Source organism: Bacillus sp. AK124, assembly GCF_053903085.1.
On the sequence record NZ_CP096378.1, the window covers coordinates 2,360,118 to 2,386,636 of the forward strand.

At 39.8% G+C, this 26,519-nt stretch carries 28 protein-coding genes; 1 reads left to right on the forward strand and 27 read right to left on the reverse strand.

From position 1 onward, the window contains the following. Nucleotides 1-379: 379 nt before the first annotated feature. The 17 genes from M1E06_RS11785 to M1E06_RS11865 all read right to left on the reverse strand — a co-directional run bounded on the left by M1E06_RS11785 (nt 380) and on the right by M1E06_RS11865 (nt 15,846). Entirely contained in the window at nt 380-1,009 is a 630-nt protein-coding gene (locus tag M1E06_RS11785; RefSeq protein WP_035338636.1) for a hypothetical protein, read from the reverse strand. Nucleotides 1,010-1,691: 682 nt separating this feature from the next. Then, nucleotides 1,692-3,026, reverse strand: a complete 1,335-nt coding sequence (gene glnA / locus M1E06_RS11790; RefSeq protein WP_020451550.1) for a type I glutamate--ammonia ligase — start codon at nt 3,024-3,026, stop codon at nt 1,692-1,694. 56 nt (nt 3,027-3,082) lie between these two features. Continuing rightward, nucleotides 3,083-3,490 carry a MerR family transcriptional regulator gene (locus M1E06_RS11795; RefSeq protein WP_003182143.1) on the reverse strand — a complete coding sequence of 136 codons (408 nt, stop codon included), beginning with the start codon at nt 3,488-3,490 and terminating at the stop codon, nt 3,083-3,085. A gap of 102 nt (nt 3,491-3,592) precedes the next feature. Continuing rightward, nucleotides 3,593-4,858 (reverse strand): methionine gamma-lyase family protein, encoded by a 1,266-nt coding sequence (locus M1E06_RS11800; RefSeq protein WP_035338631.1) that lies wholly within the window; start codon nt 4,856-4,858, stop codon nt 3,593-3,595. 18 nt (nt 4,859-4,876) lie between these two features. Then, nucleotides 4,877-6,121, reverse strand: a complete 1,245-nt coding sequence (hflX, locus tag M1E06_RS11805) for a GTPase HflX (protein WP_422677746.1) — start codon at nt 6,119-6,121, stop codon at nt 4,877-4,879. Nucleotides 6,122-6,243: 122 nt separating this feature from the next. Beyond that, a complete protein-coding gene (gene spoVK, locus M1E06_RS11810; RefSeq protein ID WP_003182136.1) occupies nt 6,244-7,209 on the reverse strand; it encodes a stage V sporulation protein K in 966 nt (321 codons plus the stop codon). Nucleotides 7,210-7,511: 302 nt separating this feature from the next. Next, nucleotides 7,512-8,210, reverse strand: a complete 699-nt coding sequence (locus M1E06_RS11815) for a hypothetical protein (protein WP_035338627.1) — start codon at nt 8,208-8,210, stop codon at nt 7,512-7,514. 439 nt (nt 8,211-8,649) lie between these two features. Then, a complete protein-coding gene (locus M1E06_RS11820; protein WP_026579677.1) occupies nt 8,650-9,087 on the reverse strand; it encodes a hypothetical protein in 438 nt (145 codons plus the stop codon). A gap of 400 nt (nt 9,088-9,487) precedes the next feature. Further along, nucleotides 9,488-10,093 (reverse strand): PadR family transcriptional regulator, encoded by a 606-nt coding sequence (locus tag M1E06_RS11825; RefSeq protein ID WP_075213268.1) that lies wholly within the window; start codon nt 10,091-10,093, stop codon nt 9,488-9,490. Between the two features lie 35 nt (nt 10,094-10,128). Continuing rightward, nucleotides 10,129-10,821, reverse strand: coding sequence for a HoxN/HupN/NixA family nickel/cobalt transporter (locus tag M1E06_RS11830; protein WP_130569533.1), 693 nt, complete (start codon nt 10,819-10,821; stop codon nt 10,129-10,131). 65 nt (nt 10,822-10,886) lie between these two features. Next, nucleotides 10,887-11,711, reverse strand: coding sequence for an urease accessory protein UreD (locus tag M1E06_RS11835; protein WP_095290576.1), 825 nt, complete (start codon nt 11,709-11,711; stop codon nt 10,887-10,889). 1 nt (nt 11,712) lies between these two features. Next, on the reverse strand, nt 11,713-12,324 hold the full coding sequence (gene ureG / locus M1E06_RS11840) for an urease accessory protein UreG (RefSeq protein WP_020451539.1): 612 nt from the start codon (nt 12,322-12,324) through the stop codon (nt 11,713-11,715). Nucleotides 12,325-12,344: 20 nt separating this feature from the next. Further along, on the reverse strand, nt 12,345-13,028 hold the full coding sequence (locus M1E06_RS11845) for an urease accessory protein UreF (protein WP_020451538.1): 684 nt from the start codon (nt 13,026-13,028) through the stop codon (nt 12,345-12,347). After that, nucleotides 13,021-13,476, reverse strand: a complete 456-nt coding sequence (gene ureE, locus M1E06_RS11850; RefSeq protein WP_020451537.1) for an urease accessory protein UreE — start codon at nt 13,474-13,476, stop codon at nt 13,021-13,023. The genes M1E06_RS11845 and ureE overlap by 8 nt, the downstream gene beginning before the upstream one ends. Nucleotides 13,477-13,486: 10 nt before the next feature. Further along, complete coding sequence (gene ureC / locus M1E06_RS11855; protein ID WP_020451536.1) at nt 13,487-15,199, reverse strand: urease subunit alpha; 1,713 nt, start codon at nt 15,197-15,199, stop codon at nt 13,487-13,489. After that, the gene (ureB, locus tag M1E06_RS11860; protein ID WP_020451535.1) at nt 15,196-15,522 is read right to left on the reverse strand and encodes an urease subunit beta; all 327 of its coding nucleotides are present in this window, start codon (nt 15,520-15,522) and stop codon (nt 15,196-15,198) included. The genes ureC and ureB overlap by 4 nt, the downstream gene beginning before the upstream one ends. 21 nt (nt 15,523-15,543) lie before the next feature. Then, the gene (locus tag M1E06_RS11865) at nt 15,544-15,846 is read right to left on the reverse strand and encodes an urease subunit gamma (RefSeq protein WP_020451534.1); all 303 of its coding nucleotides are present in this window, start codon (nt 15,844-15,846) and stop codon (nt 15,544-15,546) included. A gap of 240 nt (nt 15,847-16,086) precedes the next feature. Here M1E06_RS11865 and M1E06_RS11870 point away from each other — a divergent pair, with 240 nt between their 5' ends. Next, the gene (locus tag M1E06_RS11870; RefSeq protein WP_020451533.1) at nt 16,087-17,031 is read left to right on the forward strand and encodes an urea transporter; all 945 of its coding nucleotides are present in this window, start codon (nt 16,087-16,089) and stop codon (nt 17,029-17,031) included. Nucleotides 17,032-17,602: 571 nt separating this feature from the next. Here M1E06_RS11870 and M1E06_RS11875 read toward each other — a convergent pair. The 10 genes from M1E06_RS11875 to M1E06_RS11920 all read right to left on the reverse strand — a co-directional run bounded on the left by M1E06_RS11875 (nt 17,603) and on the right by M1E06_RS11920 (nt 26,318). Next, the gene (locus M1E06_RS11875; RefSeq protein ID WP_020451531.1) at nt 17,603-17,854 is read right to left on the reverse strand and encodes a hypothetical protein; all 252 of its coding nucleotides are present in this window, start codon (nt 17,852-17,854) and stop codon (nt 17,603-17,605) included. Nucleotides 17,855-18,372: 518 nt separating this feature from the next. Further along, the gene (locus tag M1E06_RS11880) at nt 18,373-19,506 is read right to left on the reverse strand and encodes a Rap family tetratricopeptide repeat protein (protein WP_167511155.1); all 1,134 of its coding nucleotides are present in this window, start codon (nt 19,504-19,506) and stop codon (nt 18,373-18,375) included. A 60-nt stretch (nt 19,507-19,566) separates the two neighbouring features. Continuing rightward, complete coding sequence (locus M1E06_RS11885) at nt 19,567-20,820, reverse strand: MFS transporter (protein WP_035338621.1); 1,254 nt, start codon at nt 20,818-20,820, stop codon at nt 19,567-19,569. A 205-nt stretch (nt 20,821-21,025) separates the two neighbouring features. Next, nucleotides 21,026-21,445 (reverse strand): SMI1/KNR4 family protein, encoded by a 420-nt coding sequence (locus M1E06_RS11890; protein ID WP_025811516.1) that lies wholly within the window; start codon nt 21,443-21,445, stop codon nt 21,026-21,028. Next, nucleotides 21,445-21,831 carry an immunity 22 family protein gene (locus tag M1E06_RS11895; protein WP_026579688.1) on the reverse strand — a complete coding sequence of 129 codons (387 nt, stop codon included), beginning with the start codon at nt 21,829-21,831 and terminating at the stop codon, nt 21,445-21,447. The genes M1E06_RS11890 and M1E06_RS11895 overlap by 1 nt, the downstream gene beginning before the upstream one ends. Before the next feature lie 192 nt (nt 21,832-22,023). After that, nucleotides 22,024-22,479 carry a DUF4274 domain-containing protein gene (locus M1E06_RS11900; RefSeq protein ID WP_026579689.1) on the reverse strand — a complete coding sequence of 152 codons (456 nt, stop codon included), beginning with the start codon at nt 22,477-22,479 and terminating at the stop codon, nt 22,024-22,026. A 267-nt stretch (nt 22,480-22,746) separates the two neighbouring features. Then, entirely contained in the window at nt 22,747-23,196 is a 450-nt protein-coding gene (locus tag M1E06_RS11905) for an SMI1/KNR4 family protein (RefSeq protein WP_026579690.1), read from the reverse strand. After that, nucleotides 23,193-25,103: a T7SS effector LXG polymorphic toxin gene (locus M1E06_RS11910; RefSeq protein ID WP_456270552.1), complete on the reverse strand. Its 1,911-nt coding sequence runs from the start codon at nt 25,101-25,103 to the stop codon at nt 23,193-23,195. The genes M1E06_RS11905 and M1E06_RS11910 overlap by 4 nt, the downstream gene beginning before the upstream one ends. Before the next feature lie 151 nt (nt 25,104-25,254). Beyond that, the gene (locus tag M1E06_RS11915; protein ID WP_223254797.1) at nt 25,255-25,815 is read right to left on the reverse strand and encodes an SMI1/KNR4 family protein; all 561 of its coding nucleotides are present in this window, start codon (nt 25,813-25,815) and stop codon (nt 25,255-25,257) included. 326 nt (nt 25,816-26,141) lie between these two features. Continuing rightward, nucleotides 26,142-26,318: a hypothetical protein gene (locus tag M1E06_RS11920; protein ID WP_020451524.1), complete on the reverse strand. Its 177-nt coding sequence runs from the start codon at nt 26,316-26,318 to the stop codon at nt 26,142-26,144. Between the last annotated feature and the right edge of the window lie 201 nt (nt 26,319-26,519).

Sequence of the window (26,519 nt, forward strand, 5' to 3'; positions counted from 1 at the left end):
CACATTTCAACGCTGTTTGACTTTGTATTGGCGTTCGGCTCAAAAAAAACTGACATAGCAGCGGTTTGATCATGGATGTGATAAGCGACTTCATTTTCAGGAATAATCAATTATGCTTCTTTTTGTCGCTTAATTGTCGTTTTCATTCTAACAAAATAAACAAAAAGAGAGCAGATTGAAATCTGCTCTCTGCAAAAATTTATGATTTTTCATTATCAGATAATCTTAGAACCGCAATACTCAATAATATTAAGCCTATAAACGTGCCGTATTTTCCGGTATCTATATCTGTAAGTGGGGCTACAATATATTCAATTAAAAATATAATAATAGCTATTGAGACCAATATACGATTCATTTGACATTATCACCTCAATTATTAACCATTTCTCCAAGGAAAAATAAAAATGGTACCAGGTACCCAATTATAAGAAATTCCGTACTTTCCATTATCAGATATTTTTTTTATAACATACTTACCAGCAAACATTGCCCCTGCAATTGCTCCAGCATATACTGAAATCCCAGGTACTTTCTTTACCAATGCTGTTATCCCAGCGATAGCCCCTGCAATACCGTCAGCATCCTCAACAATATTCAAGAATTTTTTAATTGTACATGAATTCAAATGCATCTTGACTAAAGGATATTCTACTGAAGCACCTTGTTTCCCTCTACATTTTGCTTGAATTGACATCTTGCTTGATTCCTTAGAAAGACTGACTGTAGCAGAATCAACTAGTGTTTTATGTCCATCAGTTAACAAATATTGATCAACTTTGATTGCCTCTTTAGAGGTTCCTTTATCTAATGTTTTTTGATCAATAAGATACTGTTTTCCACCGTATTCAAGTGTATAAGATGCTTCATCTTCAGACTGGCTTATAACATTAATTCCAGAAGCATTAGTTTTTGCCTTTTCATTCATCGATGTCTTAGCATAAGATGGAAGTGCAAATCCGCAGACTAAACTTAATACAAGTAGCAAGCTTACTATTTTTGTTTTCAAATTATTATCCCTCCTTTAACGAGATTAACATAGTCATATTGAAAAATATACCACCTAACGATAAAACAGGAATTTTCACCCACACAAATGCTAACTGCAAAAAAGCACTCAGGTTATTCCGAGTGCTGTTGCTATACGATATATTGTACGCTGTTTTATTTCATAATAGGTGTCCTTTTTGAAGCTGAGTTCCATATTAATTTCTTTGACCCTGAGTTCTTTAAAATGCTGATTCCTTTTGCTTCCTCATATCTACAATAATGATCATGCTGTCGAGGATACTTTTCATTTCAGTATCCGAATAGTGTTAGTGAATAATCGTCATGCTTTCTTCCCCTTAAAATACAACATAGCCCTTTCATAGATTTCTAAAGAGAAGCTTGTCCGTTTCTTCATCCTCAAAATTCGAAACAGAGCTGTTCAGATCTCTCCAGCCGTGTTCAGGAGCGCCTCGGCCACAAAAGTATTCAAGTAACATCCGATATTTATTCTCATGTCAGCAAAAAGATTGACATGGATTCGATGAATAGATATGAAGAGTATATCTCCACGATAATGGAGTAATTTTTTTATTGATTTTTTGTGGGTGATTTGTGGGTGATTAATGTTCCCTCTTAAAATATTAGAAACACCCACAAAAACAAAAACCCCCTGACACCGCTGGTGCCAAGGGATTCCTAGATTAATACTGAGACATATACTGCTCGCGCTCCCAAGGGTGGACTTGTGTGCGGAACATATCCCATTCGATTTCTTTTGCTTCGACGAAGTGTTCGAATAGATGGTCGCCGAGGGCTTTGACCATGACTTCGTTTGATTTGAATTCTTCGAGAGCGTCTGCGAGTGTCGCAGGAAGGTCGACGATTCCGTTTTCGAGGCGCTCTTCTTTTGTCATGACATAGATGTTGCGGTCGATCGGAGCCGGTGCTTCAAGCTTGTTTTTGATGCCGTCAAGTCCTGCTGCAAGAAGTACGCTCAAAGCAAGGTACGGGTTCGCAGAAGGGTCTACGCTTCTGACTTCTACGCGCGTGCTGATGCCGCGGGAAGCCGGGATACGGATCAATGGGCTTCTGTTTTGCGCGCTCCATGCCACATAGCAAGGTGCTTCATAGCCTGGAACTAGGCGCTTGTAAGAGTTGACAGTCGGGTTTGTCACAGCTGTAAAGCTTGTTGCGTGCTTGACGATGCCGGCGATGAATTGCTTTGCCGTTTCACTCAGCTGAAGGTCAGTGTCTTTGTCAAAGAAAGCGTTGGCTCCGTTTCGGAAGAGTGATAGATTGCAGTGCATGCCTGATCCGTTTACGCCGAACAACGGTTTTGGCATGAATGTTGCGTGCAGGCCATGTTTGCGCGCGATTGTTTTAACGACGAGCTTGAACGTTTGGATATCATCGCAAGCGCGGATGGCTCCAGCGTATTTAAAGTCGATCTCGTGCTGTCCAGGTGCAACTTCGTGGTGAGACGCTTCGATTTCAAAACCCATTTCTTCGAGCTCAAGTACGATGTCGCGGCGGCAGTTTTCGCCAAGGTCAGTCGGCGCAAGGTCGAAGTATCCGCCTTTGTCGTTCAGTTCAAGGGTAGGCTCGCCTTTTTCGTCAAGCTTGAACAGGAAGAATTCCGGCTCCGGTCCAAGATTGAAATCTGAGAAGCCCATGTCTTCCATTTCTTTCAAAATGCGCTTCAAGTTGTTGCGCGGATCGCCTTGAAACGGCGTGCCGTCCGGATTATAAATATCGCAGATGAAGCGGGCTACTTTACCTTTTTCGGCGGTCCACGGGAAAATCACAAATGTATCTAAATCAGGGTACAAGTACATATCGGATTCTTCAATGCGGACGAATCCTTCGATTGAAGAGCCGTCGAACATAACCTTATTATCAAGTGCTTTTTCCAGCTGGCTCACAGGAATTTCAACGTTTTTAATCGTTCCAAGAATGTCTGTAAACTGAAGGCGAATATATTTTACATTCTCCTCATTTACTAGTTTAACAATATCGTCTCTTGTATACTTTGCCATTCGTAAAACTCCTCCTCTAAAAGGTAAATGTATATAGCAATGCAGTTGCTAACAAATTAATGAAAAAACCTGGACATGTCTCCCTGGCGGAATGTCGTCCCTCTTTGGAAACGGCCTGCTTGGATAAGCTCGTTTTTCAGCAGTTTTCTCAGTTCTTCATCCGACAAGTTGTGTTTCTCTGCTTTTTTCGGCTTGTCTTGTTTGTCTTCTTTTTGTTCGTTTTCTGTTTTGGCGAAAATTTGTTTGATCCCCGCCATGTTTACACCTTGTTCGATCAAATCTTTAATTTCGAGCAGCTTATCTACATCATGGAATGAAAATAAACGTCTGTTCCCTTCACTTCTTGCAGGAAATACCAGTCCATTTTCCTCATAATACCGAATTTGTCTTGCGGACAGTTCGGTCAGCTGCATGACGATACCTATCGGAAATAAGGGCATTGAGCGGCGAATTTTATCACTCATCTCAATTTCCTCCTTTTCTTATATAAATTTATTATATGTGATGTTATATAATGTGTCAACATGATGTAAGGATTCTTTACATGAAAATATTCTTTATTTTCTTTACATTAATCCCTGCTTCATGAGCGCATCCACAGCACTGCATATCGCATTCTTCACATGGGAATAGGTTAATCCGCCTTGGACATATGCCACATAAGGCGGTCTTATAGGGCCATCCGCTGATAGTTCAATGCTTGCTCCCTGTACAAAAGTGCCGGCCGCCATAATGACATCGTCTTCATAGCCCGGCATATAGCTCGGATATGGTGTCACATGGGCGTTGACAGGAGAAGCGTACTGAATGGCCTGACAAAACGCGATCATCTGCTCCGGGGTGGAAAATTCGACAGACTGGATCAAATCGGTCCGCTTGCTGTCCCACGAAGGATTCGTCCTAAAGCCGAGCTTTTCAAGAAAGCGGGCTGTGAACACGGCTCCTTTTAATGCCTGGGAGACGACATGCGGCGCAAGGAAAAAGCCCTGGTACATTTCCTGAAGGGTGTACAACGACGCACCGGCTTCACTTCCGATTCCAGGTGACGTCATTCTGTAGGAGCAGGCTTTCACCCATTTTTCCTTGCCGGTGATATAGCCGCCTGTTTTAGCGAGGCCGCCTCCCGGGTTTTTAATCAGCGAGCCTGCCATCAGATCCGCTCCAACATGGCACGGCTCACGCTCTTCTACAAATTCGCCGTAGCAGTTGTCGACGAAAACGATGATGTTTTCGTTTACTTCTTTAACAAAGCGAATCATCTTCTCAATCTCACCAATTGTAAAAGACGGACGGTCTGCGTATCCTTTTGAGCGCTGGATTCCGACAACTTTTGTCTGCGGTGTGACGGAAGCTGCCACGCGGTCAAAATCAACGGCTCCTTCTTCAGTCAGCTCGACATGGCTGTATCCGATCTGGAAATCTTTCAAAGACCCCGAGTTTTCCTCACCTCTGACGCCGACGATCTCTTCGAGGGTATCGTACGGTTTGCCTGTGATGTAAAGAAGTTCATCTCCCGGGCGGAGAACGCCGAATAAAGCAATTGATATCGCATGGGTTCCCGAGATGATCTGCGGTCTGACAAGGGCCGCTTCACCGCCGAAGACGTCGGCATAGACTTTTTCCAGCGTATCGCGGCCGATGTCATCGTAGCCGTAGCCAGTCGATGGTGTGAAATGCGTGTCCGATACTTTGTGCTTTCTGTAGCTTTCAAGCACCCTCCACTCATTTCGTTCACTGATTTCATCAATTGTTTTATGGATCTGAGCGATATCGGTTTCAGCCTCCACCGCCGTTTTTTTTAGTAGATCTCCGTGTTTTAATGTCTCAAACATGTTCTACAGTGTCCTTTCCTACATATACTTCTTCAGCTCTCCCAAAATGTTTTGGTCAGGGAGAATATATCCTTCCACGTCATATGCTTCGCGATCTTCGTCAAAAATGGTGCTGTTCGTCATTGTCTCAGACTTGATTCTCGACAATAGCCTTCCTTCTGAAGCGGGAATCCTTACGTCATACGGAACGAGCAGTTCCTTTTTCAGATAGTCTTCAACCGCCTGCTTAAACAGCCGCAAGTCTCCGTCTATTTTGGCGCTCGTCATGATATGCCCTCTCCCTGAAGAAGGGATGAAATCCGGCCGCTTCCGGTCTCTTTTATTATAGACGGTTAAAACGGGAATATCGTCGGCTTCAAGTTCTTCAAGAAGGCGCTTGACCGTCGCTTCGTGGCCCTCGTAGTCTTCGTGTGAAGAATCGATCATATGAAGAATCAGATCGGCTTCTTTTACTTCTTCGAGCGTCGATCTGAAAGCCGCGATCAAAGTCGTCGGCAGATCCTGAATAAACCCGACCGTATCTGAGAGCAGCACGCTGTATCCGCTCGGCAGCGTCATTTTGCGGGTCATCGGGTCAAGTGTGGCAAACAGCAGGTTTTCTTCATAGCTGTCGGCGTCTGTAAGCCTGTTAAACCAGGTCGATTTCCCTGCATTGGTGTAGCCGACGAGCGCGATTTGCAGTACGCCGTTTTTCTTTCTTCTTTCTCTGTATCTGCTTCTGTGGCGAATGACGGTAGACAGCTGAACATTGATTTCATGAATCCGGTTTCGGATATGACGCCGGTCGGTTTCCAGCTTTGTCTCCCCTGGGCCTCTTGTTCCGATTCCGCCGCCTTGCCTTGACAGGTTGATTCCCTGGCCGCTTAACCGCGGGAGGGCGTATTGCAGCTGCGCCAGCTCAATTTGCAGCTTTCCTTCCCTTGTCCGCGCGCGTTTGGCGAAAATATCGAGGATCAACTGCGTCCTATCGATAATTTTCACGTCAAGCGTTGTGACAAGCGCTTTCAGCTGACTCGGCGACAATTCATCATTAAAAATTAAAACATCGGGCGACAGCTCTTCACAGAGCACCGACAATTCATCTACTTTTCCTTTTCCGATATATGTAGCAGCATCCACACGGTTCCGCTTCTGCGTGACCGTGGAAACAACCGTTCCATCGGCCGTTTTCGTCAGCGCGGCGAGCTCTTCCATCGAGTATGAAAAACGCTCATCAGATACGTGCGGAAGCTGGCATCCGACTAATATGGCTTTCTCTTTCATGACGTCCTGTCCGTTCAAATGATCATGTTCCTTTCTTAACGTTAGTCAATTAAGCAGTACTATCATAACAAACGAAGGGAGCGGTTGCCAGAAATCCTCGAAAATAAAAAAAGAACGCGCCATTATACGTGCGGCGCGTCTTCCTTCAAGTCGAGATCCTGGCTTTTGATGGTTATCAGATCATTCTTTAAATAGCAGTCTCCCATCAGCAGTCTCATCGCCTGCGACCGGATGGATTTTTCGATCAGGTTGCGGACGAAGCGGCCGTTGCTGAACTTCGCGGGGCTGACCGTGCTTTTGACGGCCATCAGATGATCTTTCAACTTCCATTCGGCCTCAGGGCTGAACTGATATTCCCTTTCCGCCATCATCCGTTTCGCAATGTCCATCAGCTGGCTGACTGAGTAATCGGGAAAATCGATGCTGATCGGAAACCTTGACTGAAGGCCTGGATTTAATGAAAGAAAATGATCCATTTCCCGCGAATATCCAGCGAGGATTAAAATAAATTCGTTCCGCTTATCTTCCATATGTTTGACTAATGTATCGATTGCCTCCTTGCCGAAGTCTTTCTCTCCACCTCTGGCAAGGGAATAGGCTTCATCGATGAACAGGATTCCGCCCATCGCTTTTTTGATTAAATCCCTCGTTTTTTGCGCCGTATGACCGATGTACTCACCGACAAGATCGGCGCGCTCCGCCTCGATCAGATGGCCTTTTGAGAGAACATTCATCTCGTAAAAAAGCCTGCCGATCAGCCTGGCGACGGTCGTTTTTCCGGTTCCCGGGTTTCCTTTGAACATCATGTGTAGCGCCTGTTTTCCAGCTTTAAGGCCTTGTTCTTCACGCTTTTTATTGACGAAAATCCAGGCGTAGATTTCCTTAATATTGCGCTTCATTTCCTCCATCCCGACCAGGGTGTTCATTTCCCTTTCAATTTCCTTCAGAATGCTGTGTTTGGCTTCATTTTTTTGCAGTGCGGCCTGATATTCGGCTTCAGCCTCTGAATTGGCCAAAACCTGCTTTTGACCGTTCAGTATGATATTGATTTGTCCGTTGTTTTTATAAGTAACAGCCCTTTCCAACACACTCACCTCACCATTCTCTCTTTATATCCTATTCATGGCGCGCTTAAGCCGTGACAGACGCCCACATGACTGCGCATTCCGATGTTTTTTGAGAAGGACGGGGCAGGTCTTGTTGAAACCTGCGCTTTCCCGAGAAATACTTTATTTCTTATTGTATTCAGGTAAGCTGTGCGGACAAACCAATTTTTTATTTCTGTTTGCCTTTTTGGTGAATGCTTAACGGGTTGACATGATGATGTACTGAACCAGCTGTAGGAATACGTTAACAGTGATAAACCCCGACTAGGCTCTTTCGCATATAGTTATTTTTCATAATAATAAGCTTTGACCCAATAATAGTTTCTACCCTTATTTTCACACCATTCAACAAATCCTTTTGATTGCCCTTCTTTAAACATCACCCAGTCATTCAATAGATCTTGATAATAGTTAAGTGCTTCGTTATTGTTTTTTCTTGTTTGTTCACATTCTACTTTGTTATTTAACTGCCGGGACTTAGCAAGAAGTACTGTATCTTCTTTAATATCGCCAAGATATAAATCTTCAGATATATGATGAAATGAATACCAAAGAGCATTCAAATAAATATCGATTAGCGTTAATAGGGATAATTGTTCATTGCTGCCACCACGTCTAAGTGCGTTGTTTAAGTAATCGACACGTTTTTCAGTATTTAAAAACACGCCATACCATCTATATGGTCTTGGATCTTCGGGATTACTCTTCATCCATCTCTCAAGTAAAGGCTTCAAAAGTTCCTCCTCCAAAGGATAAACGAGTATATGATGAATATTATCTGATTCTTCAAATAAGGCAAATAGCCAACTGGCAAAATGCTGTTGTACATTATTATCCCACGTCTTTGCTTCATCAATAAAGGCGGACAATGCTTTAAAGGATTCCTTTCGCAACCCTTTTTCTTTGAGGAAACAAAACTTTTTAAATAATGGATATGCATCCAATCTGTCATTTTTTAAGACATTTGTTAAGACATTTACCATTTTCACATCTCTCTTTGCTCAGAATAAAACCGTGATTTTTATTCAAAATCTCACTTTTTTGTTCGAAAATGAACAATAATTAATATTACACCTAAGATCATTAACAATACAGGATAAAATAACACAGATGATTGAAAATAAGCTGAAGTCTCTTCATCACTAATCCCATCAATCACATAATTAGGAAAAGCAACAGATAACAACTGTACAGAAAATAACATTGATAGCCCCAGCAAACACGACATGAATCCTGATATAAAGTACATTTATAACCTCCAAAAAATAAAATAATTCCCTTCACTAGAATGCTATCTTCCCCAAAGTTTCCGTTAGTCTCTCTCTGATACTGACTAGTGTTTCAAGTTCATGTTAAGCGCTATATAATTCAGCATCAAAATATCCTTTTGCATATTCATTAAAAGCCTTCATATTTATTTTCCTACTTTTTCGAAGATCGTGATTTATACTCTCTTCTAATAGATGATTTTTTTACCCACCATTGAGTGCCCTTATTAGACCCGCTTAATACTTCTATTAATGCCAAGTTATCTTCTTCTAAAATTTTTATAATTTTTATTCTTTGATGCTTTGAAATAGTAATTGTCTCCCCTTCAACGTTGAATAAATTACCGGAGTTTTTCTCTAAATTCTCAATAGAATTAGCACCTGTAATAGACTGTCCGAGCCGTAATTCATCCCCTGCTTTATCGTCTCCTCCACTCCCAATCACGTATAGAGCTGCCATTACTACAAAAACCAAAAGAACGCCAGCAATTCCATAAAGCGCTTTTTTCATGAGTTCTATTAATTTATCTACGAAGTTGATTATTGGATTATTTATATATTGGTGTTGTCTGTTTTTCACTCGTGATTGCATTCTGCCCTCTTCTTTCTTATTTTCTTTATTGCGTCATGGTGATCATTAGGGTACTCAATATAGCTTCCGTCATCCCAATGAACAGCAAATGTCTTTTCCCAAATCATCTTCAGTTCCCCTTCAGTCACGTTTCCATCACCAAACCATGTAACCCGATTCTCATTTAAAAACACCTCCAAGTCATATTTCGGATAAGATTGATCCGATTTCAAACTCGAAGGTGTTTTTTTATTTGTCTCATCTTGTGGGGCAGTCCGGCAGTTCCCTCGTTTGTTTATCAAAAATGGCACGTTTCGTTTTTCTGCACCATTCGTTTTTTGAACGCGGGCGTAAACATGCGGCGTTCTCACTGTGTTATATTGAGGCGCCTTATTTTATGTACGTGATATTCGTTTTCTGTCTAGATAAGCAGTGACGCTCCATTTATCCCTTCTACACTGACATAACACAGAAAGGGAAAATTAAATTTCTTATCTTTTATTAGATTTAAAACCTTCTGACACCATGTTTTTTCCTCTTTGGCCAGTCTGAATTTGCGATCAATCAAGATATAACGGCCAAAGTTTTTTGACATGCTATCCGATTCCTTGTTTTTTTCTAGCTCCGCCATTTTGTTCAATTGGGTATCAATTGTTTTTTCTAAATTTTTGATTCGATCCTGAATCAGTTTTACAGAATCTTCCTCTTCCAACAACCAAATCGAATATACTTTAATAAGAAATTCGTCCCTATTTATTGGATCTGAAGGAGATACAGCGATCCAATCTTCTAACGCTTCTTTTCCCTTTTCAGTAATGGAGTATATTTTTTTATCAGGTTTCCCTATTTGCTCTACATGCTCGTATTCAAGAAATTCTTCTTGTTCCATTTTATTTAGCAAAGGATATATTTGACTATGTTTTGCCGGCCACACTACCTCCAGGTACTGGACTAACTCATATCCTGAACAAGGTCTTCTGCCGAGAACGCTCAGAATGGCATACCCTAAAGTATTTATATCATTCACCTCAATCTTTAAATGGCGGTTACTTTATACTATTTTTAAATCCAAAGGTTAAATAAACCCTCATTAATACCCAAGTTATACATATAGTATACACCAAAAACAGCACTTATTACACCCGTCGTCATCCCTAGTGTTCCGCTGATTGCCCCTCGCTTCTTACTCAGCACAAAGGGAATTCCAATGATTGTTGTAAAGAAAAGCATACCAATAACTGTTCCTGCCCCGAATATAAGAATATATATTGCCGCTTCCTCTACACTCTTGACAGTACTTATCGTTAATAAGACCATGGCTCCACTTCCTGCAAGACCATGAACTAAACCGATGAATGTTGATCTTAAGTACGTTACGTTTTTATTGCGGCGCTTATGGTCGCCGCTGCTTTGATGGGTGTGGAGATATTTGTGTTGATGCGTATGTACAGGGCTATTCTTGAAAGAAAGAATCGTTTTAATCCCTAAATAAACAAGCATGACTCCTACTAAAAATTCTAAGGACATCGACCATTTTTCTGATATTTGCCCCTTCATTACAATGACAATGATTCCAACTATAAACAATGTTACAGTATGGCCAATGCCCCAAAATATGCCCGCTAAAGAAGCTTGCCATAACTTTTTACTTTGACTTGCAATTGTCGATACCGCAATCACATGGTCAGGTTCAATCGCATGCTTGATTCCTAAAATTAATGCCAGCATTAAAACCGAGAATAATGTACCTTCCACAAAATACAGCCCCTTCTTGAATCTGAAAAAAACCAACAATTGAACAGTTGCTGGTTTTTTAACCGTTAATATTTTCTTAAAAAACTTGGGGTTTTGTTAAACCATACTTGGTTGAGGAGATGATGAAATTCGGAAAACAGACTTTCGATGATCTGTGTTTGATTTGCTAATACCCGTACGGAAAACCCAGGGACAGGCAATAAAGATATGCCTATTTTATATTCTTTTGTCTGAGTATCCACGGCCTGATATAAACGATCAAGAAGGTCATGATCTACTTGTTCATTGATCACAATCATGGAACCTAAGTGAGAATAGCCTTCCATTAAACCCAGACCATCTATATTTTGTTTGGCCGGGCATAGTTTGATATGGTCATAGACTGCCAGCTCATTTTCCATATAGATTTCATTAATGAATTGAAGCATCTCATAGGTAAACTTTTCTCCACTAGGAGACCATCCAGGAGTCACAATATCTGAATAAAGGAACGTACATCCTTTTTCAATATATACTATATTTTTTTGTTTATACCGTGCATTTTGATAGCCGATAAGCGGATCGGGAATGTACTCAAGATAACTGCCTTCCTTAAGGTTAAATTCCGTTTCCTGATATGCATGTGTATGCGGTGTCTTATATATTTTAGTTGCCGCTTGGGTTGTTAATGTTAATCTTGCTTGTTTCTCCAGTGAAATCTTCATTTGATAGCGATCACCGTCTAAATAACCGCCGCCGGGGTTTAAAATATAATAACAGGCTTGTCCTGATTCATCATGATAAATAGGACGCATGACTTTATACGCCCCCTGAAAATACACATTTTTCGCAATGGTCTTTCCATTTTTTTCTTCAGCGCTCAAACGCAAAACGCCTGTCCAGTCCCCCATCTTACTCCAGTCCTTTTAATAGTGCATTTTCCTTAATCCAGTCAATGACTTGATCAAGACCTTCATTCGTTTTTAAATTTGTAAAAGCGAACGGCTTGTCTCCGCGGAAAACCTTCGTATCAGATGCCATAACGTCCAGATTTGCTCCAACGAAAGGCGCTAAATCTGTTTTATTGATGATAAACAAATCAGATTTAATCATTCCTTGACCGCCTTTTCGCGGTATTTTCTCCCCTTGGGCCACATCAATAATATAGATTGAAAAGTCAACAAGTTCAGGGCTGAATGTAGCTGCCAGATTATCTCCGCCGCTTTCAACGAAAATAAGTTCAACGTCTGGATTCTTCTTCACCAGCTCATCAATGGCTGCAAAGTTCATTGACGCGTCTTCGCGTATTGCCGTATGAGGGCAGCCGCCTGTTTCCACACCTATAATCCGATCTGCGGGAAGCACCCCGTTGTTCATTAAAAACTTGGCATCTTCTTTTGTATAAATGTCGTTTGTCACAACTGCCATACTCATTTCATCTTGCAAATGCCGGGTTAATTTTTCGACTAACATCGTTTTCCCTGCTCCTACAGGTCCTCCTACACCGATCCTAATTGGTTTCATACCTAACACTTCCTTTTTTATTAAGACATGAAAATACGAATATTTACACGCTCGTGCATCATTTGAGATAATTCTAAACCGGGAGAAACAATCCCAAATTCTTCTTCATTTAAACTTTGAATTTTTTCTGTTGCTTCGATTAAAACAGTCTGAAATTCTTGAATTGTCTTTTGACCTGCCACTTGCCCCAGAGGGACAGCCCGTACCGCATTTTGAACAAGATTTGAGACTGCTGAATACAAATAGTACAGTGTAGTCGTTGATGAAGGGACACCAAGATGATGACCTACAATCGTAAATACAATGGAGGGATGTCCAAACGATTGCTTTTGATTTATACGCTCCCGATATGTTGAAAGAATGGGTATATCATATAGGGATTCAATAAGATTTAACATCCGCTCGCCCATCCTTTGGGTTCCTTCTCTTGTTTCACGCGGCAAACTTTGAACAGTCAACATGCGATCTAATTTCCATACTGTTTGTAAATCTTCGTTCTCTAAAGCTTCATATACAAGACGGGAAGCCAACCCATCTGAATAGATGAGCTGCTCGTTTACATACGTATGAAGCCATTGTACGAACGTTGCTTGATCATGGACTTTATCTTCTTGAATATAGGTCTCAAGACCATACGAATGACTAAAAGCCCCTATAGGGAAATTTGAATCACATAGTTGGAGTAAAGATAAAATATTAATCATGGCTATGACCGATATGGCGGAAAGCCTGTTTTACTTTTCGGTCTTCACGTTTATATGGAATTTGCAGGTCTTGAAGTAACTCTTCTACAAGATAATCATATTGAACAAGCATTTCGTCCTCTTCAAACTGCGCCGGCAGGTGGCGATTTCCTAATTGATGAGCGATCGTTCCCATTTCATTCAAGGTGCGCGGTTTGATAACTAATAAATCATCGGACAGTACATCGATGACGATCATATTTTTATCGTCCATATACAAAACATCACCAGCGACAAGGTCACGCGCTTCTTTTAAGCGTATTCCAATTTCGTTGCCATGATCTGTTTTCACCCGTTGGATTCGTTTTACTAAATAAGCACTTTCAAGGTAAACTTTTTCAATATGGCGTTTTTCAATTTCCTCTTTTTCCATGTTTTCAAGATTTGTTACGATTTGTTCAATGATCATGACTCTCACCTCAGAATAGGAAATATCGTTGACCCATTGGCACCTTATCAACAGGGTCACATGTAATTAATTGGCCATTTACTTTTACTTCATATGTTTGTGGATCGACCGTTATTTCAGGAGTTTCGCCATTCAGCTTCATATCTTTTTTCGTTAGTTTGCGAATACCGCGAACCGGAAGAATGATTTTTTGCAACCCAAGCTTCTCATGCACTTTGTCATCGAAAGCTGCCTGGGAAATAAACGTAATGGAAGTGCTGGACAGCGCCTTGCCAAACTGTCCATACATTTGGCGGTAAATAACAGGCTGCGGTGTCGGGATAGAGGCGTTAGCATCTCCCATTAAGCTCTCTGCAACAAAGCCGCTTTTCATCACCATTTCAGGCTTCACACCGAAAAATGCTGGATTCCAGACAACGAGATCGGCCATCTTCCCTCTCTCGATAGAACCGACATATTCGGAAATACCATGAGTAATGGCAGGATTAATTGTATATTTGGCAATATAACGTTTTACGCGGTTGTTGTCCGAAAGCTCGCTGTCGCCCGCCATTGTTCCTCTTTGTTTTTTCATCTTATCGGCTACTTGCCATGTACGTAAAATGACTTCTCCAATCCGTCCCATCGCTTGGGCATCCGAACTAGTCATACTGAATACACCCATATCCTGGAGAATGTCCTCAGCTGCAATCGTTTCGCGTCTGATACGTGAGTCAGCAAACGCCAAATCTTCCGGAATAGATGGATTCAAGTGGTGACAGACCATTAACATATCTAAGTGCTCGTCTACCGTATTGACTGTATAAGGTAATGTCGGGTTCGTAGATGACGGCAGAACATTGTTAAAGCTGGCCGATTTAATTAAGTCAGGAGCATGTCCTCCCCCTGCACCCTCTGTATGGTACATATGAATGACGCGATTTTTAATAGCTGCCATTGTATTTTCCATAAATCCGCCTTCGTTTAATGTATCCGCGTGAAGGGCAACCTGAACATCATATTTGTCAGCCACACTTAGCGCATGATCGATAGCTGAAGCTGTAGCGCCCCAATCCTCATGAACTTTCAGTCCAATGGCGCCGGCGCGTATTTGCTCTACCAGTGGAGCTTCTGAAGCGGCTTGTCCTTTTCCTGTAAACCCAACATTAATCGGCATGCCCTCTGCCGCTTCAAGCATTCGGTGCATATGCCACTCGCCCGGTGTAACCGTGGTAGCCTTTGATCCTGCAGCAGGGCCTGTTCCTCCTCCAATTAGGGTGGTAAGACCTGAAGCTAATGCTGTTCTGATTTGCTCCGGATTAATAAAATGGACGTGGGTGTCAATTCCGCCCGCAGTTACAATCATACCTTCAGCAGCAATAACTTCTGTACCAGAGCCAATCACAATATCCACATTGTCCATGATTAGCGGATTACCTGCTTTCCCGATTCCAGCGATTTTGCCATCACGAATTCCAATGTCCGCTTTATAAATACCAGTGTAATCTAAGACAACAGCATTCGTAATGACAACATCTGCTATTCCCTCTCCACGTGTAACTAAAGGGTGTTGTCCCATTCCATCACGAATAACTTTACCGCCGCCGAATACCACTTCATCTCCATATGTCGTGTAGTCTTTCTCAATTTCGATGAGCAAATCTGTATCTGCCAGACGAATAGAGTCCCCTGTAGTCGGGCCGTACATTTCAGCGTATTGCTTTCTTGGCATCTTGAAGCTCATGATTGGTTCCCCTCTTTTTCTAATGATCCGTCCACTTTATTATTAAATCCGTATACCCGGCGTTCGCCGGCGTAAGGCACTAATTCCACTTCTTTTTCATCCCCGGGCTCAAAACGCACAGCTGCTCCTGCCGGAATGTTTAGTCGCTTTCCAAATGCTTCTTCTCGTTTGAATTGAAGCGCTTCATTCGCTTCATAAAAATGAAAATGTGAACCTACTTGAACTGGGCGGTCACCTGTATTCGTTACATTCAATTTGGACGCCGCTCTTCCGACATTACAAATGATATCCGTTTCTTTTAAAAATAGTTGCCCCGGTTCCATTTCAATAGCCTCCTATCCATTTTATTTAATTGGACTATGTACAGTTACAAGCTTTGTGCCGTCTGGAAATGTAGCTTCTACCTGGATATCATCAATCATTTCCGGAATGCCTTCCATTACATCTTCCCGCGACAAAATGGTTGTTCCATATTCCATCAACTCCGCAACTGTTTTTCCATCCCGTGCTCCTTCCAACACTTCATACGTTATCAGGGCTACTGCTTCCGGGTGATTCAATTTTAATCCCCGTTCTTTACGTCGCTTCGCAAGATCTGCTGCCACAACAATCATAAGCTTGTCTACTTCACGCGGTAATAGTTGCATCACAAAACCTCCCTGTATTTTTATTACGACCAAACGGTGAGCATTCATATAAGGGGGAGCCAGTTCATTAACATTCTGAGCTGAAAGCGCAAAAACTAAAAAACTGAAAATATATTTGATTCCCCTGCTTCTGTTTTAAATGTATATCATTTTTTACATATATGTCAATTTATATATTCAAAAATTTATATATGATACACTGAAGATATATAACCTTGAAAAGAAAGGAGAATATTCATTATGCGAAAAAACAAACATCATTTATTAAGCGAGGCGGTGTTTTCCCGTTTAATAACAGCTTCTCTCAAAGGCATCTCTCAAGTCATCCTGATTGAGAATGTTATGACCGGCTTTCTAATCCTTATAGCCATTACTATTTTTTCCTATTATTTAGGTATAATCGCTTTGTTGTCCGCTATTATCGGTACTTTAGTAGGGAAATTGGGAGCGGCAGATGAAAAGATTATAAATGAGGGTCTATTAGGATATAATTCTGTGTTAACAGGAATGGCATTGGCATCATTCTTAACTGGCCCTTACATGTGGCTTGTCGCTTTAATTGGATCAGCCTTAGCAGCCATTTTTACAGCCGCCATGATGCATTTTACGAAAAGAACCGAAGTTCCAATTCTTACATTCCCCTTTGTTATCCTGACATGGTTTATATTGCTGGCTTCATACAAATTAAATGGGGTTAAATTAAGCTCTGCCCTGATACCTCAGGATTTAACACACTGGGAACTAAAGACAGCAGGGGGAGTCAATTTAGTAGACGGGGTCTTTCATGGAATTGGACAAGTATTTTTTCTGAATAACACAGTATCCGGGATTTTAATTTTTCTAGCCGTATTTTGGGCAGGAAGAAAACTGGGACTTTATGCAGTTATCGGAAATGCAGTTGCCATCATCATTGCATTCCTTTTAGGAGGAGAGCGTTCTCTCATAACATTGGGTCTTTACGGGTATAATGCAATTTTAACAATCCTGGCCGTATCTGCCATTTTTAAAAGTGAACATAACCGGTTTTCATTTTTGTCAGGGATCATTTCAGCTTGTCTGACAGTGCCTATAACAGCGGGACTCAGCACTTATCTTTTGCCATATGGACTCCCTGCCCTAACAATGCCGTTTGTTCTTTGTTCATGGCTGTTTTTAGGTGCAAGAAAGGTTCTGCAAAACTTATAAGCATTGCCTATTGATGATGTAAATCAGCCGCTTAGTGGTTACGCAAGAAATAAAAGTCATGGAAGAAACCCATGATGTCTTACTATACGAATCTACTCGCGTTTAGACATTAATGAATGATAACTTGTGAAAAACGATGGTGAGCTAAAAACTTACAGGAATGCCGGGACTTTGATAGGAATGTTCCATTTCATTGACACTCTCACTTCAGAAATATCTGGAATCAATCGATTACCACATGAAACAGACTTATTTTTCAATAATGATGCTATGAGAGCGTCTCCGACATTATTCGCTAGATAAGACCCTTAGGCCAGTCAGTCTGAAGGTGTGCTGCGGCCGCTGTTCAGCTCTCCCCTGTAAACTGTGAAAAACTCATATTGGCGCAAGCATATTCTGATGGTGCCGATGAAAACTGTTCCAGCTTTGTTTTCATTGATCAACGAGAGGGGCATAAATAAAGAGGATTTGGACACAGAGAGGTGAAAGTAACTGATTTGGTTAATGAAAAAAATTCTGTCTCAGAAAGAATAAGAATACAAACGATTGAGACAGAATTTTGTCTTACGATTTACTTATACACGTAGCAAGTTCCTTGTATAACCGTAACACATGTATATGTTTCATGATAAGATTTACCTTGGCTGTCTCTAAAGAAAACAGTTACAGTATTGTTGCCATTCCATTGGAATTGATAGGCGTCTGGATACTTGTCTCGAATCGGAGTTAAATCCGGCGCAGCACTTGCAGGTAATCCGGATACCAACAGAGCCCCAGCAACTGCAACCGCTCCCGCTACTTTTTTGAGTTTGTTTTTAAACATAAACACATCCCCTTTTCGTTTTGTTTACCTATTAAATGCTTGTCCATTTAATAGACACCTTGAGCTTAACACCAAAAGGATGAAAAAATTGTCAAATGGTGTAGAATTGAAAAATAATTCAAAAATAATACACATTTTTACAATTGATTGGCCATAACTTTAATCACTTTTCACTTAGGATTTACTTTAATTGCATTCCTCAGCATCAATCCTTCCATTTTTTCTAGAGGCAATTCTGGTGTTGGGAGTATATTTGAGAGCCGCTTCTTTACTGGCTTGAATATATTGGTGAAATCCGGAAAACTAATCGATATTTCAGAAATGAAAAAGACCAGCCCATAAACTCACAGTGAGTTTCACGAACTGGTCTCTTTTAAAGGTTCTATATATTAATTTAGCAGTCTCAGAGTTAAATTGCTACCCTGTCAGCAACATGATATGCTGTATTTGTTGATTGATCGTAAGAAGTGCCCAATAAACCAACTGCACCTAATAACAGAATAGAGCAAATTAGCAACTTAGCTTTCATGTACTGTCCCACTCCTTTGTATTTGTCTTCTTGCCTCAACTACTCTGCGGTAAAACTCAAGTGAATCATGTAGCATTTCTTTTCCTTGTAGAAGTTCTGCCGTGATGACTCCATACTCTTCTATGTCTGCATACATACCTTTTTCACTGAAGAACTCAAAGGAATCTCGAACTGTGTCAAGGTCAAATGATAAATACAACCCGTAAATCATTTTCAGCTTTGTAAGGAATTCTTGGTCCTCAAATTTTTGAGCCCATTCCATACCCTCAAAGTACCGATCTTCTGCTTCAATCCACTTCTCTTGTTTCGCTTTAACGTGCGAAATATTAAAGAGGGCTTTTGGCAAAAAGCTGTGCTTTTCATTTTTATAAAGTTCAGCAGCCATTTGAAAATGATTTTCTGCTTTGTAAAGTTCTTCAAGTTGATTATAACATATTCCAATATTCAAGTGTGAAGAACCAATTAAATAATCAACTTGTAATTCCTTTGCATCTGACAGTGCTTTGCTGGTATGCTCCAGGGCTTTTTCAGGATTCATTTTATCCAGCCAGTTACCAGTCATTAAAAATTGGCATTGTACTCTACGCTGTCCATATGTTGGCTGTTTTAAATAAATCTTATATGCATGATTAGCATAATACATTGAAAAATATGTTTGTTTCATATAGTAATAAATTTCTGACAATTTGAAATAAAATTCTGCCTTTTCAACATCATCGCTTTCAAATGAATTCAATTGATTTTCGGCATTTTGGTAGTAAGCTAAAGCATGAAGAAGTTCTTTCTGTCTAAAATGATACATTGCTGTGAAGAAATAGTAATAATATTCGAGCATACCATTCAAATTTCTCCCGCCTTTAGTCTTTTCCCTTAACTCTTCATAATGAACCTGTATATCTTTTGCTGCTTCTGGACAAATGTAATCCAACATCAGCTTATGACGGAATTCAAGCAATGAAAAATATATAAGGACATCCTGATTTTCTTCCATTATAGCGATCTCTTGTTTAACCTCAGATTTCATTTTTTCAGCTTCATCAACCCAGTCATTTTTAAGAGCTACATACCAATAATTCATTTTCGTTGCCACTAGATCATAAGGTATTACGCTTTTATATACCAAAATAAAAACCCCTTTTCTTAATCATTTTGAAATATTCGGCATTTAAACGTGTGAATTTTCTTACATTTTTAAACTTTCTTCTTTATCCCTTATCATGTCTGAACGATTGGTTTTACTTAGTTTCGTAAGAGTTAATATCGCCATTCCAGCTAGAATTTCAATCAGTCCGCCGAAAGCGATAACTTTTCCTGCACCAAAGGCAGCGGCTGCATAGCCGCTAATTAAAGCCCCTAATGGTACCATCACATGAGAGATCATTCTAATAACAGCAAATACCTGCGGCTGATCTTCATCTGCAACTGAGGTTTGAATAATGGTGTGTTCAGGTACGTTTATGGCACTAATGGTAGCCCCCAAAACAAATGCTGTGAGAAGAAGTAGTAATAAAACTGAATTCATTCCTGTTATGAAAAGTGCAATTCCTTCTATAATTCCAGCGGAGACAAACAATAGTCCATATCGGTTCACTCTTACTTTAGTTAAGATAAACCCCATTAAAAAGGCTCCGGTAGCTGTTGCTACTCTTATGAAAGAATGAATGACCGAACCGCCGCCTAAATCTTCTGACAGATAGATCGCTGAAAGCGCCTCCCAAGGAGCTGAACCGATATTCAACAAAATGCAGTATACGGCTAGCGGAAGCAAAATATGATGATTTCGAACAAGTACAAAACCTCTTTTTAGCTTTTTAAAATATGCGCCTTTTGGTTTCTGTTCCTGAGCCCCTTCTTCTTTCGAGCTAAATTTTATACACAGAACTAAACAGGCTGAAGCGATGTAAAATGGAAATATAATAAGCATTGTATAAGCAGCGCCTATTACAGCAATCAATATACCGCAAACCATTAACGAGACCAATTTTACAATTTGGGCTGAAGATTCTATGGTGGCATTAGCTTTTTGAATAAGTTCATTCTTAACAATTTGCGGAATCATGGAAATGGATGCAGGATCATAAGAAGCCCCAGTTGCCGAATGTATCAGCATTAGTGAAATAATGAACCATAATGGTGAAAATCCACTAAAATAAAAAATTGGAATGATCAGCATCAATGAAGCCCTTGTTATATCTGCGGAGAACATCCAGAACTTAAGAGTTTTTGGTTTCATAAAAGGTGAAATCAACGGTCCTATTAAAGCTTGGGGAAGAAGGGTGACAGCTATTAGCATACCTGTTCCGACAGCCCCTTTTCCATCTAAAATGAGAAACCACAAAATAGAAGTAAAAGCAAAGCTGTCTGCGGTTATTTTCACCATTTTAGAGACAAACAGAAAGGAAAAATTTCTTTGCCACACAGTGGAGCCACTATTCATTCCTCAAAAAATCCCCCTTACAAAAATCCCTCATTTTTACAGGTCTCTCACCAAAGCATATCCTATATTTGGTTTCTTGGTCAATGTAGGAGAGGAATAATTTAAGAAACATTAAGGTAAAAAGGGCTTTCACAATTAATCGTCTCCCTTCTAAAACAAAAACCCCGCCCTTTTTAGAGGTGGAGTTTTAAATCTTGGCTTTTCCTTACCAGTTATCTATTGCTTCTTGAAAACTGTCTTGTAAATAATCATCAAAGCTAGAATATCTTTCAATCTCCTTTTTGCTTATGTCATCCCACCTTATTACACAATGATTTTCTCCAGTATTGAGACAATAAACAAACTCGTCCACATTTTCAATAACTAAGTATTCCTCAGGTAAACCAAATTTTCTAAATCTTTCTGTAGCATCAACTACTGAAGCATATCCATTTCCCTCTACTCCTAAGACCTCAACTCCACATATTCCTCCTGAGCCATATGCTTTAACAAACTCTTTATATTGCCTTGGAAATTTGCATCCTAATTTCTCTTCAGCCCTCGAAATATCTTCATCGGGTACTGCTCCGAAAAAATCATCTTTTTCTATATATTCATTTATCATCATTGAAATTTGAGTATTCATTACATATATTTAACTGAACCTAAAAATTTAAATTCACCGCCACCAATAGATACCTTCTTTTTGACACCTTTATAGTCGAAATTATATAAGAGTACCACCGCATTATAATTTTTTGTCAGGTGCTCTCCACATACTGAAATAAATTCGGGGATAATCGTATGATCGTAAGAGAAGTCTTCTAATAATCGACTTACTGAGTTACTAGACTCTTCATAAAAATCTGCTTCACGAACAGACTCGTCATACCTTTCTATATTAAAGCTATGAGCAAATATTGAAGGAATAAAATCACCATCTTCAGTATAAGAAGTTTTAAGAATCTTTTCTAATTCTTCTGGAGAACTGATACTGCCTACCCAAAGTGATACAAACTCTTCTTTTTGCATAAAGCTACCTCCTCTTCTATAGCTGCGCCTTTAGTGCCGACGACAGACGTAGCAACCATTCCGGTAGCCATATTTAAAACATCTCACCCGGCTTCTTCCCAAAACGCCTATAATTCCGCCCTATTCCTTGCTGGGTTTCTCCAATTTGTTCAAAAACCTTGAAAGGCACTGCCGTTCAAGGTGAAAAACGCATCAAATTTTTGGAAGTTCAATCAAAACCCCTGGTGACTTATCAAGTAAAGCATCGGGAATATGCGGGTTATTTTTTTTCAACTTAAACCTATGAACCCTTGTTATTTCAGGATCGAATGAAATATTTTGAGAATTAAACTGCAAATTTATAAGCTTTTGATATGTTTGAATTAAAAAATCCTTCCATTCTTCTAAAGCAGATGCTGAAACATCGTCTGGGCTTTCGAGCATACGATAACCGTCTGCATAATGGAACATTAATAACCCCGTACCATAATCGCAATTTTCATTCTCTAGAATTGCTTTTGGAACTTCAAAACCACTATTCCAATTATAATTCGCTGCAAAAACGTGAAGAATAACAGGGTTTTCAATATTTCTCATCACTCTTACTAGATCGTCTTTATCTGTATTATAAAGCAGCTCCTCGAGGAACTTAATATCTTTCTTATCCAATACTGTTTTACCTCCTAACAAAAACACTTTAAATATTAGACCAATTGTTTAAGCTTTCTCCTTCATAATAAGTTCCCTTAGGGAGCTTATTATGAAGGACTATTTGAATTTAAATACTGTTCTAAGAACCTAATGTTATTTTCATCATTAGGAAAATTGCATAGATTTCAGACCACTTCTTATATGAAGATGATGTCCATCTCGAATTTTTCTCGATTTAAACAAAAAAGCACCCAATCAAAGATTAAGTGCTTGAGATTTAATATATTATTCTTCCTCGTACCAATCTTCTTTAGCTTGATTTAAATATTCCCATAAAAACTCAAGGAAGTTAGGAGCCTTTTGGTGATCATATCCGCTTTGATAAACCCATGTAACTACAGGACATTCTCCGTTATCCATTTTTTGTGTATCTAAGCAATAAGCAAATGCATCTACATCAACGACTACTACAATATGATTTGGTAAGTCGTAGAGCTCCCTATAGTCTTTGGTGAACTCTACGACTTCCGGGGATACAAGTCCATGACCCAATATTTCGACGCCAAAAGAGCCACCTGAGCCATAGTTTCTTAAAAACCATTTATAACTTTCAGGAAGAGTGGTTTGTAAGTCATTTTCAATTTTTTTGATTTTTTCCTCATTAATTCCTCCTGTAAAATCATGGGGAGTAGCATGTTTGTTTATAAAGTCTATAATTAATTCTTTAGTATTCATTGAGATCCACCTTTCAAGCTCTTTTCATATTGTTCAGCTCTCCACATCCAGTATTTTCTTCTGAAACTATCGTATTGTTGTTGCAGTTCAGGATTATTTCTAAAGCTATCCCCCTTCTCCACTAACTGGTGCAGTACTTTATGGTATTTTTTATGAGTGGTATGAAGTATCTCCAACATCGTCCCTGGCTCTTTTTGTATTAAATGATGTAAATTAATTGGTTTGCCATCTTCCCCAATGGGCGCTTTTCCGCTTTTCATTAATTCTAAATTAGTTATATTTTTATTTGGATGCTTCATGTTGAAGTCAATGTTTTTAAGTTGATAAATTCTTCTGTCAACATCTTTCAAATTTCCTTTTGGTTTTACTTTACCTTTAACTTCAACTGCATTGTACTTTTCTTTATTTAACCATGGTACTGAGATATTACCACCTGTAAACGGTTTTCTGCTTATATCAGAGACTTTCTTCGCAAACTGAATAAGACTGTCTTTTATATGCTCCCCATTAAGTGCATGATAAGGAACTTTACCCCCGCCTGCAAGCTGAACTTGCGGCGCAAAAGGGTTGTGTATTTGAATCCCTTTTATGTTTGAAGCAACCCTTTGCATCGATTTCTTGAAAGACGCTACGCTTTTTTCCAAAGCTTGTTTCGATACTTTTTTAGAAGCTTTAGTTGCTTTGGCAGCGACCTGCCCTACCTTCCCCGCTTTGGCGGCTTTTGCTGCTTTGTCAACGCCTTTAGAACCAACAATCGATGTCCCGACCATTCCAACGGCATAGCTAAACCATCTGGCTTGGGTGTAAGAATCACCATTGACGACATCTCGTTGATACGAGTCTTCAATTCCTTTTTTTATAATATTGAATGTGACATCAGGATGATGAAGTGTAAAGTTAATGCCCTCAATCGTTTCGTCTGCGTGAACGACCATGTCCCATAGGCCTACCGCAGTATCGACGACTGCATTTTTGAGTCCTTCAGCACTTCCTTTAATTGCGTTGCCAAAATCACGAGCGCCTTCAATTTGATTGAAATATCGCTGTTGCCAAGGGGAAAGGTTTTCGTACCCTATTTCCGCAGCCATCTCATAAAACTCTGAAGCCGTTGAAAAATTGAAATCATCAAGCTTCTTCTTGAGTTCAGAAATTTTATTATCCTGTTTGCTAACCTCGCTAACTTCTTTTTCAAGCTTTGATCTCTTATCCAGCTTATCCAACATGACGCCCATCGCTGTGTCTTGGCCACCACGTAAAGCATCCATCTCATCTGGCTTTAAAATCGAGCCCTTTTGGTAACCGGTGATTTCAATTTTAGGGCCTGTGTACATCTTTTCAAGCCTACTTATGTATCTCTGCATCGTTTCCAGGTCGTTTTCTGCGGTTTTTAGAGCGCTTGTCTGTTCCCTGTCGAACGTATGCAGCTTTTCAATTGTCTGATTGATTTCCTTTAAGGATTTCTGATTCTGTTCATGAAAGTCGCTGTCGTTTAAATCCGGCAAATCAACAATATGACTGACCTTCGCGATCGTGGCGTTCGATTTAGACACCAGGTGTTTGGTTGTTCGATTGGCCGCATTCAATCCTTGTTCTAGCTCGTGCTCAAGAAAGGTTTGCGAAATAAACCCGTTATGGTTTGGTTCCAGCGAATTCAATGCGGTTTTCATTTTCTTCAGCGTGGAACTGTATTCCTCTATGAAAGTATCATAGAACTGTAGAAAAGGGGTGTGGCACTCTTTGTAAAAGGCACGGATCGCGTCGCCGCCTTTTCCTTTTAAAGCATCATCTAGTGATGCGATTTCCTCAACGCTTTTTTGGACTTTGGCGAATTCGTCTGATTGATGTTTTAATTGTTCCAGGGTTTGATCAATGGCTTTGTGTAGCGCCTGAACATCCAAAGTCTTCATGGCACTCTCCTCTAATACTAAAGTTACAATCATTTTAGAGTTTACCACTTTATAGAAGTGAATTGGGGAATAAATCCTGATCATCCATGAAAATGATTCCTTAGAATTAGAAAAAAAAACTATTCAAAAAAGACGACCAAAAATCCGGTCGTCATGTTCTATAATAATTTTCAGCTGTGTAATATCTCCACTCCCAAAATGGCTGCCCATGACACATAACATATCGGTCTAAAAATATTTCAAAATTCAAATTAAGAGGCTTATACTCCAGACCATCCTCAAGTAAATAAAGGTAGTTGGGATCTCCTTCCTTGAGCCTGTCTCTGTCAATCATTAGATCGCACTCTTCCAGCAAATGTCCAATTGGAATACCGTTAACATCCGCATAAAATTCCTCATCTTTCAGTTCTGTATCAATTTCCTTGATGTTAAATAAATGCAGACCTCCGCCAATATTCACTCCATCTAAAAGACTATCAAAAATTCTAGCTCCATTATGTAGAGTTAAAAATTTTTTATAATCATCAGGAAGAGATAATTGGTGATGTGTTTCGAAAGCTCGTATATCGCTTTGAGAGGCTCCGCTGCCAGAGAATGTGACAAGAGCATCTGTAATTTCACCTTCAGAGCCAAGAATCCTAATGACTCCATTTTGATCTAATAAGCTCTTTAAACCATGCACGGTATTCTGAACAAAACTTGTCAAGTGCATCCCCTCGCATTTACAGATTATTTATTTCTCCAACAACATGAATCTTTCTTATGAGCATCTATTTGAAGAGGAAGCAAATTGTTCAGGATGTCGTAATCATCACAAGTTTGTCTTTTAAGGATTTCCAATTACCGTATTATGTGAATTCGGATTAATTAAGGTTATTTTATTTAAAAGTTTAGGGGTACACAGCAGCAAACCAATAGCTGCATGAAACAGCCTCCTTGCAAATCTAAACCCGACTTTCACTTGAACAAAAGGTACAGTCTTATGCTCAAATGTTTCCTCTGAGGCACAACTAAATCACTCCAGAAATATAATATCTTTTATTTCCGCTCTAAATCTTTGCTTTTCACTTCCTTTAATATCTCCCTAAGCAACTGTTGAGTTTCCTCGTTTTGTTTGCGATTTATCTTGTTTTCCTTTACCAATACGATCATGTAATATAAAAATAAAATGATAGCAGAAAGGATAAGCAAATTAGGCAGCAGCACACTTAACATCTTATATGTAAACCTCCTATTAAAAGATGGCAGTCAAACGATATAGACACCTTTTTCCATTGAATATGTGAATCCCCTTTTTGCTTGAGTGAACAGTTGCACTTTGCCGCTCTTTAAAAACTTGTTACATAAAACGAATTCTTCAAGCGGCGGTCACTGATCATATCAACTTTTAAAATGGAGTTTTTTATTTCTTCAAAT